Source organism: Leclercia sp. M50 (genome assembly GCF_037150775.1).
In the GTDB taxonomy this organism is placed as follows: Bacteria; Pseudomonadota; Gammaproteobacteria; order Enterobacterales; family Enterobacteriaceae; genus Enterobacter.
Genome location: NZ_JBBCPK010000096.1, coordinates 1 through 16,481, shown reverse-complemented (window position 1 = coordinate 16,481; position 16,481 = coordinate 1). Strand labels below are relative to the sequence as shown.

15 protein-coding genes and 1 pseudogene are annotated in these 16,481 nt (G+C 58.7%); 12 read left to right on the top strand and 4 right to left on the bottom strand.

The features are described 5' to 3' along the window. The 8 genes from WFM46_RS19295 to WFM46_RS19260 form a co-directional block, all read left to right on the top strand. The coding region (locus WFM46_RS19295; RefSeq protein WP_336998278.1) for a TIGR04028 family ABC transporter substrate-binding protein at positions 1-1,474 on the top strand (1,474 nt) is incomplete at its 5' end. Positions 1,475-1,484: 10 nt separating this feature from the next. Further along, on the top strand, positions 1,485-2,429 hold the full coding sequence (locus WFM46_RS19290; RefSeq protein WP_336998277.1) for an ABC transporter permease: 945 nt from the start codon (positions 1,485-1,487) through the stop codon (positions 2,427-2,429). Further along, positions 2,426-3,277, top strand: a complete 852-nt coding sequence (locus tag WFM46_RS19285) for an ABC transporter permease (protein ID WP_336998276.1) — start codon at positions 2,426-2,428, stop codon at positions 3,275-3,277. The genes WFM46_RS19290 and WFM46_RS19285 overlap by 4 nt, the downstream gene beginning before the upstream one ends. Beyond that, complete coding sequence (locus tag WFM46_RS19280; RefSeq protein WP_336998275.1) at positions 3,274-4,875, top strand: ABC transporter ATP-binding protein; 1,602 nt, start codon at positions 3,274-3,276, stop codon at positions 4,873-4,875. Before WFM46_RS19285 ends, WFM46_RS19280 begins: the two co-directional genes overlap by 4 nt. Then, positions 4,872-5,861: a putative FMN-dependent luciferase-like monooxygenase gene (locus tag WFM46_RS19275; protein ID WP_336998274.1), complete on the top strand. Its 990-nt coding sequence runs from the start codon at positions 4,872-4,874 to the stop codon at positions 5,859-5,861. The genes WFM46_RS19280 and WFM46_RS19275 overlap by 4 nt, the downstream gene beginning before the upstream one ends. A gap of 9 nt (positions 5,862-5,870) precedes the next feature. Further along, complete coding sequence (locus WFM46_RS19270; protein WP_336998273.1) at positions 5,871-6,962, top strand: alkylhydroperoxidase domain protein; 1,092 nt, start codon at positions 5,871-5,873, stop codon at positions 6,960-6,962. Between the two features lie 119 nt (positions 6,963-7,081). Then, positions 7,082-7,675 carry a TetR/AcrR family transcriptional regulator gene (locus WFM46_RS19265; protein WP_336998272.1) on the top strand — a complete coding sequence of 198 codons (594 nt, stop codon included), beginning with the start codon at positions 7,082-7,084 and terminating at the stop codon, positions 7,673-7,675. A gap of 74 nt (positions 7,676-7,749) precedes the next feature. Then, a complete protein-coding gene (locus WFM46_RS19260) occupies positions 7,750-8,349 on the top strand; it encodes an NAD(P)H-dependent oxidoreductase (RefSeq protein WP_336998271.1) in 600 nt (199 codons plus the stop codon). Between the two features lie 108 nt (positions 8,350-8,457). On the opposite strand, the gene araJ is transcribed toward WFM46_RS19260, so the two are convergent. Next, the gene (araJ, locus tag WFM46_RS19255) at positions 8,458-9,633 is read right to left on the bottom strand and encodes an MFS transporter AraJ (RefSeq protein WP_336998270.1); all 1,176 of its coding nucleotides are present in this window, start codon (positions 9,631-9,633) and stop codon (positions 8,458-8,460) included. Positions 9,634-9,833: 200 nt separating this feature from the next. On the opposite strand from araJ, the gene ppk2 reads away from it, so the two are divergent. The 3 genes from ppk2 to WFM46_RS19240 all read left to right on the top strand — a co-directional run bounded on the left by ppk2 (position 9,834) and on the right by WFM46_RS19240 (position 11,341). Next, a complete protein-coding gene (gene ppk2, locus WFM46_RS19250; RefSeq protein ID WP_336998269.1) occupies positions 9,834-10,652 on the top strand; it encodes a polyphosphate kinase 2 in 819 nt (272 codons plus the stop codon). A 177-nt stretch (positions 10,653-10,829) separates the two neighbouring features. Further along, entirely contained in the window at positions 10,830-11,018 is a 189-nt protein-coding gene (locus WFM46_RS19245; RefSeq protein ID WP_103821984.1) for a hypothetical protein, read from the top strand. After that, complete coding sequence (locus WFM46_RS19240) at positions 11,018-11,341, top strand: CcdB family protein (RefSeq protein ID WP_336998268.1); 324 nt, start codon at positions 11,018-11,020, stop codon at positions 11,339-11,341. The genes WFM46_RS19245 and WFM46_RS19240 overlap by 1 nt, the downstream gene beginning before the upstream one ends. A 90-nt stretch (positions 11,342-11,431) precedes the next feature. On the opposite strand, the gene fdnI is transcribed toward WFM46_RS19240, so the two are convergent. Genes fdnI through fdnG form a run of 3 tightly spaced genes read right to left on the bottom strand, consistent with a single transcriptional unit; the run spans position 11,432 to position 16,024 of the window. Beyond that, positions 11,432-12,088, bottom strand: coding sequence for a formate dehydrogenase-N subunit gamma (gene fdnI, locus WFM46_RS19235; protein ID WP_336998267.1), 657 nt, complete (start codon positions 12,086-12,088; stop codon positions 11,432-11,434). Next, on the bottom strand, positions 12,081-12,965 hold the full coding sequence (gene fdxH / locus WFM46_RS19230) for a formate dehydrogenase subunit beta (RefSeq protein ID WP_156238744.1): 885 nt from the start codon (positions 12,963-12,965) through the stop codon (positions 12,081-12,083). The genes fdnI and fdxH overlap by 8 nt, the downstream gene beginning before the upstream one ends. Positions 12,966-12,976: 11 nt before the next feature. Beyond that, complete coding sequence (fdnG, locus tag WFM46_RS19225; protein ID WP_336998266.1) at positions 12,977-16,024, bottom strand: formate dehydrogenase-N subunit alpha; 3,048 nt, start codon at positions 16,022-16,024, stop codon at positions 12,977-12,979. Between the two features lie 221 nt (positions 16,025-16,245). Here fdnG and WFM46_RS19220 point away from each other — a divergent pair. Further along, positions 16,246-16,481 (top strand): annotated as a pseudogene (locus WFM46_RS19220) (EamA family transporter); the annotation flags it as partial.

The following is a 16,481-nucleotide window of genomic DNA, read 5'->3' as shown; positions in this document are numbered from 1 at the left end:
GTTTTACCCCAACGGCGGGATCCTGAATCAGATCACCGACAAGCTCACCTGGCAGAACCCGAAGACCCTGGAAGTGGAGCCGTGGATTGCCGAAAGCTGGAGCACCAACGCGGATAAAACCGAATACACCTTTAAGATCCGCCCTGGGGTGACCTTCTCGGACGGCACGCCGCTGGACGCTAACGCGGTAGCGAAGAACTTCGATACCTACGGCAAAGGCAACAAGCCCCAGCGCCTGCCGGTATCGGAAGTGATCAACAACTACGACCGCAGCGAAGTGATTGACCCGCAGACCGTCAGGTTTTATTTCAAAAAACCGTCACCGGGCTTTTTACAAGGAACTGCAACCATAGGATCGGGTCTGGTCTCCCTGAGTACGTTACAACGTAACTTTGAGGAGCTGGGCGATGCCCGCCATATCATCGGCTCTGGTCCATTTGTGGTGAAAGACGAAAAGCTGGGCCGCGAAGTCAATCTGCAGGCGCGGAAAGACTACGCCTGGGGGCCGAAAAACCTCGCCCAACAGGGCCCAGCGAACCTCGATGGCATTACCTATCTGGTAACCCCGGAAGACAGCGTTCGCGTCGGCGCGCTGCTGGCCGGGCAAGCCGACTTTATCCGCCAGGTGCAGGCCTATGACGAAAAGCAGGCCACCGAACAGGGTTATCACATCTACGCTGCCCCGACCCGAGGCGTGAACGACAGTATCAGCTTCCGCCCGGATAACCCGCTGGTGGCCGACGTGCGGGTGCGCCAGGCGCTGCTGCGCGCCACCAATGCGAAGCAGGTGGTCGAGACCCTCTTCTCGCCTAACTATCCGCAGGCCAAATCGGTGATTGCTGATTCAGCCGCAGGCTATGTCGATCTTAGCGACAAGCTGACCTTCGACCCGGCCAAAGCCAACGCCCTGCTGGACGAGGCGGGCTGGAAAGCGGGCAGCGATGGCATCCGCGCGAAAGAGGGCCAGCGTCTGGCCTTGACCATCTACGAATCCCTGCCGCAGCCGCAGAATAAAGAGGTGTTGCAGCTGGTGGCCCAGCAGTGGCGCCAGGTAGGCGTGGCCCTGAACGTGAAGGCGGGGGATGCCGGAAGCCACGTCCTCGATAACCTCGACCCGCTGAAGACCCCGCTCACCGTCTCGGAAGTGGGCCGTGCCGACCCGGACGTGGTGAAAAGCATGTTCTATCCCAACAATCGCGACGCCCTGCTGCAAAAAGGCGGCTCCAGCGACAAGGTCAACAGCTTCCGCGACGACAAGCTAAACGACCTGCTGGTCAGCATCTCGTCCGAAGTGGATCCGCAGAAACGGTTGCAGCTCACCGGCGATGCCCAGCGCTATCTGCTGGATAACGCCTACGTGATCCCGATCTTTGAAGAGCCCCAGGTCTTTGCCGGTGCCCCCTGGCTGAAAGGGGTGAGTTTTGAAGCGGTCGGTCGCCCGTCGTTCTACGGCGCGTGGCTCGAGAAACACTAAGGAGGCGACGATGAGCCACTATCTGCTGCGACGTGCCGGGCTGGGAGTGCTGGTTTTATGGGCGGCGTTCACCCTATCGTTCGTGCTGCTCCAGGTCCTGCCGGGGGACGCGGTGCTGATCAAGTTCCAGAACCCGGACCTGGGTCTGAGCCCGGCGCAAATCGAAGAGATGCGCATCGCGTACGGGGCCGACAGCCCGCTGTGGCAGCAGTATCTGCATACCCTTGGGGCGATGCTGCGTGGCGATTTTGGCTTCTCGGTGCAGGCGGGCGTGGCGGTGAGTGAGCTGATCGCGACCAACCTGCCGGATACCTTGAGTCTGGCGTTGCCCGCTTTTGCGCTGGCGGTGGTGCTGGCTTTCGCTCTGGCGCTGGCCTCGCGCCTGCCGGGGCTCAGCTTCCTCAGCAACGCCATTCAGTCCCTGCCGGTGCTGTTTATCTCCCTGCCGACCTTCTGGCTGGGGATTGCCCTGATTCAGCTGTTCTCGTTCCAGCTGCGGCTGATCCCGGTGATTAATCCGACGCCGCTGCAGGGGCTGATCCTGCCGATTATCGCCGTCGCCGTTCCCATCTCCGCCCCGCTGGCGCAGATCCTGATGCGCAGCCTGGATCAGGTGGCCGCCCAGCCCTTTGTCGCGGTAGCGCGAGCCAAAGGGCTGAGCGAAACCGCCGTTCTCTGGCGGCACGTTACCGGTAATGCCCTGCTGCCGGTGCTGAACATCGCCGGGCTGCTGCTGGGCGAGCTGATTGCCGGGGCGCTGATCACCGAAACCGTGTTTGGCCGCAGTGGTCTGGGGTTACTGACCCAGCAGGCGGTCAATAACCAGGATATCGCCGTACTACAGGCGGTGGTGATGATTTCGGCCCTCGGCTTTGTCGTGATTAACCTGCTGGTGGATCTGCTGATGCCGCTCTTCGATCCCCGCCTGCAGACCGTGACCGGAGGTGCTGCATGAGCCTTGTTGATTATGCTGCGGCGGCGCGCAAACGCATTCCCGCCTGGCGCGGTTTGCACTGGCAGCCGGGACTCTGGTTTGCCTGGGCCATTGTTGCCGCTGCCGCGCTGGCGGCCATCGCGCCGGGGCTGTTTACCTCTTTCAGCCCGATTGAAGGCATTGCCGGCGCGCAGCGGCTGGCTCCCCAGGCAGGCTACTGGCTCGGCACCGACCAGCTGGGACGCGATCTATACACCCGCATCGTCTATGGTGCTTCGCACTCCCTGAGCGCTGCACTGGTGGCGGTGGCGATGGGGCTGTTTATTGGCACCGCTATCGGCGTCATTGCCGGCGCCTTTGCCGGACGGGTGGAATCGCTACTGCTCCGCCCGGCGGTCGTGCTGCTTGCCCGCCCTGCACGGCTCCGCGCCCTGCCGCGGATTATCCGCCTCCGCGTTGGGCCCCCGAATCCCGCCATTGCCGTTGGGGTGGCGTCGATCGCCAGCTTTGCCCGCCTAGCGCGCGGTGAAGTGGTACGCATCCGTCACAACGATTATGTCGAAGCAGCGTTTGGCAGCGGCGGGACCTTCTGGACCGTGCTGTGGCGCCACATTCTGCCCAACTCCCTGACCGCGGTGCTGGCCTTCGCGACGTTGCAGTTTGGTCAGGCGATTCTGGCGCTCTCGACCCTCAGCTTCCTCGGCTACGGCACCCCGCCGCCGATCCCGGAATGGGGCTTGCTGATTGCCGAAGGACGGAATTATCTCTCAACCGCCTGGTGGTTAACCACCTTCCCTGGCCTGGTGGTGATCGCCGTGGTGCTGGCGACCAACCGTATCAGCCGCCAGTTAAGCGGAGGCCGCTCATGACCGTCTTATCTGTGGAAAACCTGACCCTCAGCTACCGCACCGGTCGCGAGTGGCGCGAAGTGGTGCATAACGTCAGCTTTACTCTCGGGCGCGGCGAGATGCTGGCCTTTGTCGGCGAATCCGGCTCCGGGAAAACCACCACCGCGCAGGCGATCATCGGCCTGCTGGCGGACAATGCCCGCCGTGACGCTGGCAGCATCCGTCTGAACGGGGAAGATCTCAGCCAGTGGTCAGCTAAACGGCTCGACAGCCTGCGCGGGGCGCGTATCAGCCTGGTGCCGCAGGATCCGGGTAACTCCCTGAACCCGGTGAAGACCGTTGCTGCCCAGGTGGGAGAAATCCTGCGTCTGCATCAGAAGATGAGCCAGGCCGAGTGCGATAACCAGGTGCTGGCCCTGCTGACCAAAGTCGGCCTCAGCCACCCGGAGCAGCGGATGAAGCAGTTTCCCCATCAGCTCTCCGGCGGCATGAAGCAGCGGGTGCTGATCGCTATCGCCATCGCCCTGCGCCCGGACATCATCATTGCCGATGAACCCACCAGCGCGCTGGACGTGACGGTGCAAAAACGCATTCTCGATCTGCTGGACCTGCTGCGCCGCGAATCCGGCACGGCGGTGCTGTTCGTCACCCACGATCTGGCCCTGGCCGCCCAGCGTGCCGACCGGCTGCTGGTGTTTCGCAACGGCGAGGTGCAGGAGCATGGCGCTACCGCCGACGTAGTGCGTTCCCCGCAGCACGCGTACACCCGCCAGCTGCTAAGCGATCTGAACGGACAGCGGCTGACCATCGCCCCGGTAGCGGGTCGCCCACTGACCTCACCGGCTATTCAGGCTACCGGGATCAGCAAACGCTTTGCGCTGGGCAAAGGCCATCAGCTTCAGGCGCTGGACGCGGTGAGCTTTGCCGTGCCGCGCGGCAGCACCCACGCGCTGGTTGGGGAGTCGGGCTCGGGTAAAACCACCCTCGCCAGGATCCTGCTGGGCTTTGAGCAGGCCGATAGCGGTAAAGTGATTATCGATAATATTGATGCCACCATCCTCAGCCACGAGGCGCGTCGTCAGCTGCGACAGAAGATCCAGTTCGTTTACCAGAACCCTTTTGTCTCGCTGGATCCGCGTCAGACGCTGTCTGAAATCATCGAAGAGCCGCTGAAAAATTTCGCCCCGGTCAGCAAAGCCGAGCGCGCCGCCCGGGTGGAGAGCGTCACCCGGCGGGTGGCCCTGCCGCCGGAGCTGTTATCCCGTACCGCGCGAGAACTCTCGGGTGGGCAACGCCAGCGCGTGGCCATTGCCCGGGCTCTGATCCTTGAGCCGACCATTCTGGTGCTGGATGAAGCCACCTCGGCGCTGGACGTCACCGTGCAGGCGCAGATCCTCGCCCTGCTCCAGCAGCTGCAACAGCAGCTGGGCCTGACCTATCTGTTTATTACCCATGACCTCGCGACCGTTCGGCGCATTGCCCATAGCGTCACCGTGTTACGCAGCGGTCAGGTTGTTGAGCGCGGTGCAGTCGAGTCGCTGTTTGCCGCGCCGCAGAACGACTACACCCGCGAACTGATCGACGCCATTCCCCATTTTTCACAGAAGGAGTACGCATGACGCGTAAACGCCTGGGTTTCTTCACCCGCCTGCTGGACGCTGCCCCAGCCAAAGAACGCTATCGCCTGGCGACAGAGCAGATCCGCCATGCCGAACGTTACGGTTTTGATACCGCGTGGATCGCGCAGCACCACTTTCACGAGCATGAGGGCGGCCTGCCGTCGCCGCTGGTGTTTCTCGCCCAGGTTGCGGCGTTCACCACCCGCATTCGTCTGGGCACCGCCATTATCACCCTGCCGCTGGAGAACCCACTGCGGGTAGCGGAAGACGCGGCGGTGCTGGATCTGCTGTCTGACGGACGGCTGGAGGTCGGTTTTGGCTCCGGCGGTACGCCGACCTCGTTTCTGCCGTTCGGGCTGACCATTAACGAGCGGGCAACGACCTTTGCCGAGCACCTGCATCTCATCCAGAGCGCCTGGCGCGGAGATTCCCTGACTCACCCCGATAATCATCTCTATCCGCCCGCGCCCGGCCTGACGGAGCGGGTATGGATCGCCACCTTTTCGGTGGAGGGGGCGGTTCGTGCCGCACAGCAGGGTCACGGCCTGATGCTCTCCCGCACCCAGCCGCGCCCGGCGGACAATCTGTTGTTGCCGCTGGACGCGATCCAGAATCCGATTATCGACGCCTATCTCGATGCCCTGCCGTCCGGCGTTGCCCCGCGTATTCTGGCCTCGCGTACCGCATTTGTTGCTGACAGCGATGCGTACGCGCTAAAGATTGCCGAACCGGGCCTGACCCGTCAGGCGCAGCAGCATCAGGCCGCCGGGCACGCCCTTGTAGGTGACGCTGTCACGGATCATATCCGCCAGTTTGATGCGCACATCGGCGCGCCGCAGACGGTGCTCGCCTCGCTGACTGAGGATTCGGTGCTGGCGCGCGCCACCGACATCTCATTCCAGGTGCATTCGGTTGAGCCGTCGCATCAGGACACCTTACGTTCGATTGAGTTAATCGCAGAGCAGATCGCCCCTCATCTTTTATAAGGAGTCACTATGGCTTTAAGTCAGGATATTCTCGCCGAACTGGCGGAGATTGCCCCGGGTTCCGCGCTGGAACAGGCACGACTCACCCGCGAGGCGGCCACGCGTCATGCTCAGGGGAGCTACGAAACCTTATTCAGTCAGCAGGATGCCGACTTTGCGCTGGACGAACGCTTTGCGGTAGCGGCAAAAGTGGCGAAATGGCATAACGCTGACGCGCTGGCGGCCCACTACGCCGGGTTTGGCCTGGCCGATCCGACCTCCGTGCGTCTCACTCCCGCCCTGACCTTCGCCCGTCTGCTGACCTTCTCCCCGGTCCAGGCCACGCCGGGGGCGATTAATGCGCTCACCCTGGCAGGCTGGAGCAAAGAAGGGATTGTTACTCTGGCGCAGCTGATCGCCTTTGTCAGCTTCCAGAGCCGCCTGCTCGTTGGGCTGCGTCTGCTCAATGACAAACCGGTAGCGGCCAGCGAGACCCCTGTTGTGGCAGGTCACTGGCACACCGTGCCGCTCACCAAAAACGGCAAGGCCGCACCGGTGGTCTTTACCCAGCAAGAGCTGGGCTGGGAACCGTGGCTAACACCCAAACCCCTGGCGGAATTCAGCGCCGATGAGCAGGCGATCCTCGCCAGATTCGGCCATACCGACTCCGACTATTTCCGCCTGCTGGGGCGCAATCTTCCGGTGCTGGAACAGCGAACGCTTACCGATAAGGGGATTTTTTATACTTCCGGCGGGCTCTCCCGGGCGGAGCGAGAGCTGGCTGCGGCGGTGACCAGCAAAGTGAACGGCTGTATTTACTGCGCCTCTGTCCATGCGCGGAAAGCCAGCCAGCTGTCGAAGGATGATGATGCCGTGCAAAGAGAGCTGGCAGTCGAGCCGGGGCAATCGCTGAGCAGCGGGCAGTCACCACGCTGGCAGGCGGGGATCGAGTTTGCCGCCGCGCTGTCGGTCACCCCGCCGGCAGTGACGCCCGGGCACTTGGCAGCGCTGGAACGTCAGGGGCTGGATACCCTGGCCCAGCTGGATCTGGTGCAGTCTGCCGCGTTCTTCGCCTGGGCGAACCGTTTGATGTTAACCCTGGGCGAACCGTCGCTACCGTAAGCGCGTATCAGGCTCCCGGTACGGGAGCTTTTTTTGCCATGGCGGTATATCTACAAAGCATACGGCCTCGCGAATAAACCGTGTAAACTACCTTTAGTAGACACTGGCGCGAGGACAATATGGTCGTTAAACGGTTAAGAAAAGAGGATCGACGGGTACAGTTGCTGGAAGTGGCACGTGGGATCGTGCGTCAGCAAGGCACCGAGGCACTGACGCTGGGCTATCTGGCCGAGCGGGCAAACGTCACCAAGCCCATTCCCTACGATCACTTCGGCGATCGTGAAGGGTTGTTGATGGCGCTGTATCAGGATTACAGCGATCGGCAGTTAAAAAAATTCCGTGAAACGCTGAATGTCGATAATAAAACCCTGGAAAATACCGTCAGTTTTTTCAGTGCCGCCTATATTGATTGCGCCATCAGCGCCGGGCCAGAGACAGGGCCTATCGCTGCTGCCCTGTCCGGCTCCCGGGCGCTGCTGACATTTCGGGAAGCCTGCGTTGCCGAATGTGCAGACTGCCTGCGCATGGCGCTCTCCCCTTATATCACCCTGAAAGGGGTAAAAGGTGAAGCGGCGCTAACGGCCATTATCGGTGCGGCGGAGGCGCTTAGTACCGCCGCGAGCAACGGGGCACTGGCCCGTAACGTCGCAGAAGATATGCTCTGCGGCGCGATGTTTGGCGTACTGAACACCTGTGCCGACAGCACAAAATGAGTGGTGTTGCCGGATTGACATGTAAGTTACCAATAGTAAGATAAGTGACAGGTTAACTGCTTGCTGAGGTGGTTATGTCTGTAACACATGTCATAGATAATGCGCTGATCGTGACGGCTCATCCTGTCGAAAATTCGTTATCCCACACACTGGCGGCGCGAATTGCTGCCCGCTTACGTGAACAAGGTACGCAGGTCGAGATTGCCGATCTCCACGCTGAAGCCTTTACACCGGCAATGCTGCGTCCCGATCTTGCGCTGTATCACCGGGAGACCAGCGCCCCGCCTGCCGATATCCGGCGTGAACAACAGCGCGTGGAGCGGGCAGATATGCTGGTGTTTGTCTTCCCGATCTACTGGTGGTCCGTTCCGGGTCTGCTGAAAGGCTGGTTTGATCGGGTACTCACCCTGAACTGGGCGTACAAGGTGGCGGAAGATGGTCGAATTGTGGGTAACTTACGCGATGTACCGGTACGCCTTGTCGCGACGGCGGGCAGCGATCTCAAGGGCTTTGATAAACACGGATATTCGACGGCGATACGAACCCAGTTGGTTGAAGGCGTTTTCGGTTTTTGCGGCCTTAAGAATGTCACGCTGGATATTCTTTACGAGGCAGACACTGCCTCGTCAGAGCAGGTTGAAGATTTCCTGAAAAACCTCGACAGCGTGATGTGAATGCTTTTTGCCCGGCGGCGCTTCGCTTCCCCGGCCTACAAAAGCCAGGCCGGGGAAAACGTAGGCCCGTGCAAGCGCAGCGCCGCCGGGCAACTGCGCGCACGTTGCTTAGGCTATCGCCTGTGCGTTAGCCTCTCCCCGCCGCGCTTTCAGACGGCCATAAATCAATAGCGACGACATGGCGCAGAACGACAGCGCCGCCGCAGGCAAGGTGACGTAACTCCAGCTAAAGCCCAGCGTAATCATCATCCCGCCAAAGTATGCTCCAATGGCGCTACCGAGATTAAACGCCACCTGCCCGCCTGCCGCACCGAGCATCTCCCCGCCCTGCGCATTTTGCAGAAGCAGGATCTGCAACGGTGCCGACAACGCAAACAGCCCGGCACAGCAGATAAAGCCCATCACCAGCGAGGCCGCAGGGAACGCACCGAAGGCAAACAGCAGTAGCAGGGAGAGCACAATGACCAGATCGGTGACGGCTGCAATCCGCAGCGGGCTGTAGCGCCCGGACAGTTTGCCGCTGAACAGGTTGCCCAGCACCATGCCGAGCCCCATCAGCATCATGATCGCGGTCATCACCCCTTCGGAAAAGCCGGACACGTTGATCATAAACGGCTTCACGAAGCTGAACCAGGCGAAGACCCCGGCATTGCCGAACATGGTGGCGGCAAAGATAAACCAGGGCTCTGGCTTTTTCAGAAAGAGAAACTGTTCCCGCAGACGGGTCTGCGTCTTATCGAACGTCTGCGGCACCCACAGGGCGACAGAGAGCAGCACCAGCAGATTGAATGCGGCAATCAGGAAGAAGGTGTAGCGCCAGCTGAACTGGTGCCCAAGCCAGGTGCCAAGCGGTACGCCGGCAAGATTGGCGACCGTCATCCCGGCAATCATCCCCGCCACCGCCAGCGTCACTTTGCCCGGCGGCGCAATGCGAGAGAGAAGAATGGTGCCGACGCCGAAGAACGCACCGTGTGGAAAGCCGGAGACCAGCCGCCCGATCGCCAGCATGGTGTATGAGCTGGAGAAGGTAAAAATCGCATTGCCGATCAGACAGAGCGTTACCAGAAACAACAGAATGGTTTTAAGCGAAAATTTGCTGGAAAAGAGCGCGATAATCGGCGCGCCAATCACGACCCCGAAGGCGTAAAACGAAATCATATTCCCGGCGGAGGGAATAGTGATCCCCACATCCCGCGCCAGCTCGGTTAATACACCCATAATGCCAAATTCGGCCAATCCCAGACCGAACGTGCCAAGCGCTAACGAAAACACCGTCTTTTTCATACCACAGCCACTTGTTAAAAAATTGCGACAGACATTATTGAACAATCTTGTATGGTGAGCCAGTTCAAATCGCGCCGCTGGCAGCTTCATCCATTATTTCGGGTGGGGTGTGAATATTTTCCACCAATCCCCCTGTCCGTGATTACACTTCAAAGTGTTATGTCACACCGTCCCGGCAGAAACCCTGAAAGGAACGCATCATGGCAGATAAAAAGAAAAGCAAACCCGTTGCGACCAATACGCCTCCCGCCCCCCTTAAACGCAAGGAGTATGAAAAAGAGCTGCATCGCCTGCATGAGGAGCTGGTGAAACTTCAGCGCTGGGTGGTGAGTAAGGGCCTGAAGGTGTGCGTCGTTTTTGAAGGCCGCGACGGCGCCGGTAAAGGGGGCACGATCAAAGCCCTGACAGAGCGCGTCAGCCCACGCGTGTTCCGGGTGGTGGCGCTGCCCGCCCCGACGGAAAAGGAGAAAAGCCAGCTCTACTTCCAGCGCTACGTGCCGCATCTGCCCTCGGCGGGGGAAATCGTGATTTTCGACCGCAGCTGGTACAACCGCGCGGGGGTGGATCGGGTAATGGGGTTCTGTACGGAAGAGCAAGTAGAGAAATTTCTCGACGGTGCGCCCATCATTGAAAAAGCGATGGTCGATGCGGGCATTATTCTGATCAAATACTGGCTGGAAGTGACGCCTAAAGAGCAGGAGCGTCGTCTGCGCGACCGCATTAACGACGGGCGAAAAACCTGGAAGCTCTCCCCAATGGACATTAAATCCTTCACCCGCTGGGATGAGTACACCGAAGCGCGTGATGCGATGTTCGCCGCCACCGACACCGCATGGGCCCCGTGGTTTGTCGCCCGCTCCGAAGATAAAAAGCGCGTGCGGCTGAATATTATCTCGCACCTGCTGTCGCAGATTCCCTATAAAGAAATTCCAGAAGAACCGGTGAAATTACCGAAACGAAAAATCGGCAAAGTTAAGCCGACCGCTTATCCGTTCCGTTATATTAAAGAGAAGTTCTGAGTATTACTGCCCTCCCGGTTATTTATCGGGAGGGAGATTCGCATTAATTTCACCTGTTTTCACCCTGTTGCTTTTGTCTGGAAGCCTGCTCGCAATTCCTGAATGACCAGGTGAATCGGTATTGTTTTTTATGGTTGGGGGTTGATAATGGCAGTGCCAATACAGGAGACAATAATAATGAAACTGGACACCCTTCAGAGCAATGCAGTTAAAGAACACCTAACCGGAGTGGCACCACGCCCGGAATTAACGGTAGAGGAGCGTATCGAGCAACGCAAACGCGATAAGGAATTCATGCAAGCTATGAATGAGTTTGTTGCGAAGGCCGGTTTGCTGTCTGACGATCCCTTTTTCGGAGGGATTTAATGTGCTTTCAGTTTGACATTTACCGTAATCCATCGGGCAGAACCAGTGAATTACACCCCTACCTGATGGTGATACAACATGATTATTATGATGATTTATCGACCCGTTTAATCCTGCCGTTAAGTTATCGTAATCATCTTTCAGGGCATATTAATCCGGCATCCGCTGTCATTAATATTGATTTTCAGACGTTATTTATGAATACGCCCGGTATAACCAGCGTGGAGAAAAGGAAACTCACCAGCAAGTATTTCGTCTGTAATATGCAGGCGGCAAGAGCCCGGGTGATTGCAGCAATAGATGCAATAGTCACCAACACCTGACTTGCCAAAGTCCCCGCGCCGAAATCATCCGGAGCGGGGAGTTACTCCGTAGGCCCGCGCAAGCGCAGCGCCGCCGGGCAACAGAGCACCTTACTTCATCCCTTCACTCACATCTTTCTGCGCTTCCAGGCGCTCCACATCACGATACCAGCGCGGGTGGTGTTTCTGTGCCCAGCGGCGGCTCACCTTCCCTTCGATCATCCCTTTAATGGAGCCTTTAACCCAGAACGCCATATACATATGGATCAGAATGGCGTGGATCAAAATAATGGCCGAGGTCGCATGGATAAGCAGGCTGTAACGCACCACCTGCATTGGGAAATACTGGGCAAAGTACGGACGCCAGATAATGACGCCGGTCACCAGCAGCACAAAAATCATGCTCATGATGGTCCAGAACATCATCTTCTGCCCGGCGTTGTATTTACCCACTCTCGCAACTTTATGCTCGTTGCCCTTCAGCACCTCAACAATCCCCTTCAGCCAGGGAATATCCTGCTTGTCCGGGATGTTGTGATGCACAAAACGCACGAACATAAACATCAGCGCCACGAAAATCAGCACCCCGAAGAACGGATGCAAAATACGCCCCATCTGCGGGGTGCCGAAGGTCTCCGTCAGCCATTGCAGGGTCGGGAAGAAGAACGAAATCCCCGACAATGACACCAGGAAGAAGCAGATCACTACCGTCCAGTGACAGGCGCGGTCGATAAACTTCGTGCGCACAATCATTTTCGATTTAGTCATGGTGCTCCTCCTCATCGTCATCCACCTCTTTGTTCGGTCCGATACCCACGTAGTGATAAATCAGCCCGGCAAAGGTGGCGATAAAGCCCGCCGCAGAGAGCGGCTTCAGCGCCCCTTTCCACAGGTTGATGGAGGTATCGATCGCCGGGTCCTTCGGCAGGTTGTGATACAGCTCCGGCTGGTCGAGATGGTGCAGAACATACATCACGTGCGTTCCGCCCACCCCTTGCGGGTTGTAAATGCCCGCATTGGCATAGCCGCGCGCTTTCAGCTTATCCACCCGCTGCTGCGCCACCTCCAGCATCTCCTTTTTGGTGCCAAAGTGAATCGCCCCGGTCGGACAGGTCTTCACGCAGGCAGGCTCCTGGCCAACGCTGACGCGATCCACGCACAGGGTGCATTTGTAGACGCGGTTATCCTCTTTACTGAGGCGCGGCACGTTGAACGGACACCCGGCGATGCAGTACCCGCAGCCGATACAGTTCTCCTGCTGGAAATCGACGATGCCGTTGGCGTACTGAATAATCGCTCCGGCGGACGGGCAGGCCTTCAGACAGCCCGGATCCTCGCAGTGCATACAGCCGTCTTTACGGATCAGCCACTCCAGCTTGCCGTTCTGATCGGTTTCGCTAAAGCGCATCACCGTCCAGGATTTGGCGCTCAGATCCGCCGGGTTATCGTAAACCCCAACGCAGTGCCCCACCTCATCGCGGATATCGTTCCACTCAGAACAGGCCACCTGGCAGGCTTTACAGCCCACGCAGGAGGAGACATCGATCAGCTTTGCCACTTCCGCTTTGTAGTCCCGCGCACGGGGCGCGGGGGTAAAACCGTTGGTGGCGGAGCGTTTGATGACGTCTTGTGTTTCCATCGACATTTATTCGCTCCTTATGCTTTCTCGATGTTGACCAGGAACGCCTTGTACTCTGGCGTTTGCGAGTTGGAATCCCCCACCGCAGGCGTCAGGGTGTTGGCGATATAACCTTTGTGCGCCACCCCTTCAAAGCCCCAGTGCAGCGGAATACCCACGGTTTCCACCTGCTGGCCGTGAACGTTCAGGGCCTGCAGACGACGGGTGACCACCGCCACGGCGCGAATAAACCCGCGCTGGCTGCTGACCTTAACGCGATCGCCGTTGGCAATGCCTTTGGCCTTCGCCAGGGTTTCGCTGATCTCGACAAACTGCTCCGGCTGGGCGATGGCGTTCAGTCGCGCATGCTTGGTCCAGGTGTGGAAGTGCTCAGTCAGGCGATAGGTAGTGCCGACGTACGGGAACTTGTCTTTCTTGCCCATGCGCACAACATCTTCCTGATAGACACGCACCACCGGACTGGAGACCACGTTCGGGTGCAGCGGGTTGGTGCCGAGCGGCGTTTCCATCGGCTCGTAGTGTTCCGGGAATGGCCCTTCCGCCAGCTTGTCGATGGCAAACAGACGTCCCAGCCCTTCCGGCTGCATGATAAACGGCCCGGTGTTGCTGCCCGGCGCGGCGGTGTTGAAGTCCGGGATATCGTTTCCGGTCCACTTCGTGCCGTTCCACTGGATCAGCATCCGTTTCGGATCCCACGGCTTGCCGTTGATATCCGCCGAGGCACGGTTGTAGAGCACGCGGCGGTTAAGTGGCCACGCCCAGGCCCAGCCCAGCGTATTGCCCAGCCCGGACGGGTCGGCGTTATCGCGGTTGGCCATCTGGTTGCCCTGCTCGGTCCAGCTCCCGGTGTAAATCCAGCACGACGATGCTGTGGTACCGTCATCGCGCAGTTGGGCGAAGCTGCTCAGCAGCTGGCCTTTTTTCGCGATAAGCGCGCCACTGGCATCATAGAGATCCGCCAGCGCACGGCCGTTATTCTCTTTCGCCACTTCTTCCGATTCCGGGTGATCCGGCTGTTTGTAGTGCCAGTTCATCCGCAGCAGCGGCTCAACGCCCTTCCCGCCTTCAGTGCGGTACATCTCACGCAGGCGATGGTAAATCCCGGCCAGAATTTCACCGTCATTACGCGCTTCACCCGGCGCGTCCTGCCCCTTCCAGTGCCACTGTAACCAGCGCCCGGAGTTGGCGATGGAGCCGTCTTCTTCGGCAAAACAGGTAGACGGCAGGCGGAACACCTCGGTCTGAATGGAGGCGGTATCGACGTCATTCATCTCTCCGTGGTTCTGCCAGAAGTTCGAGGTCTCGGTCACCAGCGGATCGATCACCACCATGTACTTCAGCTTGCTGAGGCTGGCGACAATCTTGTTCTTGTCCGGGAACGACGCCACCGGGTTAAAGCCCTGACAGATGTAGCCTGTGACCTTGCCCTTCGCCATCATGTTGAAATACTTGATGACGTCGTAAGCCTGGTCCCATTTCGGCAGCCAGTTAAAGCCCCAGTCGTTCTCCTCCTGCGCCGCATCGCCGTAGAACGATTTCATCAGGCTGACGAAGAACTTCGGATAGTTGCTCCAGTAGTTCACCTGGTCCGGCAGGGTCGCTTTTGGGGTGTTCGCCGTCAGATAGGTTTGCAGATCGGTCTGTTTTTCCGACGGCAGGGTCAGATAACCCGGCAGACTGGTGGAGAGCAGCCCCAGATCGGTGAGCCCCTGAATATTAGAGTGACCGCGCAAGGCGTTTACCCCACCACCCGCCATACCCATGTTGCCGAGCAGCAGCTGGATCATCGCCATGGTACGGATGTTCTGCGCCCCGACGGTATGCTGCGTCCAGCCCAGCGCGTAGAGGAATGTGGTGGTTCTGTCCGCAGCACTGGTGGAGGCCAGCACTTCACACACTTTCAGGAAGTCCGCTTTCGGCGTACCGCAGATGTTCTCCACCACCTCCGGCGTATAGCGGGAGACGTGCTGCTTGAGCAAGTTCCAGACGCAGCGCGGATCGGTCAGGGTTTCATCGCGTTTCGCATAACCGTTTTCATCAAACTGATAGTTCCAGGAGGATTTATCGTACTGGCGTTTTTCGGCGTCATAGCCGCTGAACAGCCCGTCCTCAAAGGCAAAATCTTCCCGCACCAGCAGGTTCGCGTTGGTGTAGTGCTTAACGTACTCGGCGTTAATTTTATTGTTTTCGATCAGGTACAGCAGCACGCCGGAGAGGAACGTAATGTCCGTACCGGAGCGAATAGGCGCATAGATATCGGCCACCGATGCCGTCCGCGTAAAGCGCGGATCGACGACGATCAGCGTCGCGTCATTGTTGTTTTTCGCTTCCATCGCCCAGCGGAAACCCACAGGATGGGCTTCAGCGGCGTTACCGCCCATCACCACCACAACGTTAGCGTTTTTGATATCAACCCAGTGGTTGGTCATCGCACCGCGACCAAATGTTGGAGCAAGACTTGCTACCGTTGGTCCGTGTCAGACGCGCGCCTGGTTGTCTACCGCCAGCATGCCGAGTGAGCGCACAAATTTTTGCGTCAGCATGCCGGTTTCATTGCTCGCCGCCGAGGCGCAGAGCATTCCGGTGGAGAGCCAGCGGTTGACCGTTACACCCTGTTCGTTCGTCTCAACGAAGTTGGCGTCGCGGTCGGCTTTCATCAATTTTGCAATGCGGGTGAAAGCCTCATCCCAGGAGATGCGCTGCCATTTATTGGAGCCCGGCGCGCGGTATTCCGGGTAACGCAGACGGTTGTCGCTGTGGACATAGTCCAGCAAACCTGCCCCTTTCGGGCAGAGTGCCCCGCGGCTGACCGGATGATCCGCATCGCCTTCAATATGATAAATCGACGCTTTAGCGTTCTTCGCGCCATCACCCAGGCTATACATCAATAGCCCGCATCCCACGGAGCAGTATGTGCAGGTGTTGCGGATCTCTTTGGCACGCAGCAACTTATAGTTGCGCGCCTGAGCCAGCGCCATTTTGGGGGCAAACCCCAGAGCGGCTACTGTTGTCCCGGCCATACCGCCCGCGCAGATTTTAAAAAACTGTCTGCGACTGACGTCCATCGTTGTCCTCGTTAGATCATTGAGAAATCCGGCAGAAAACTAACAGCAAAGCCCCTGGTTTTATTGCGGTAAATCAATATCCCTGAAATTAGCCCTCTTAATAGTCAGCGCTGGCGGCTTTTACTAATGCCAAAGGGTTATTTCTGCACAGATACATTCGCGGAAGATACTGAAACAGTGCTATAAATTTGCCCCTTAAATTGATAGCCGGTGGAAATGCGATGGAGAAAAAAAAAGCCACCCTGGTCGGTCTGGCCGCGATCGTGCTCTGGAGCACAATGGTGGGTCTGATTAGGGGCGTTAGCGAGGGATTAGGTCCGGTTGGGGGGGCGGCGGCAATCTATACGCTAAGCGGTTTACTCTGTCTGGTAACGGTGGGTTTCCCCAGGCTGCGACGTTTCTCGCCCCGCTATCTCATTGCCGGCAGCGTGCTGTTTGTCAGCTATGAAATCTGTCT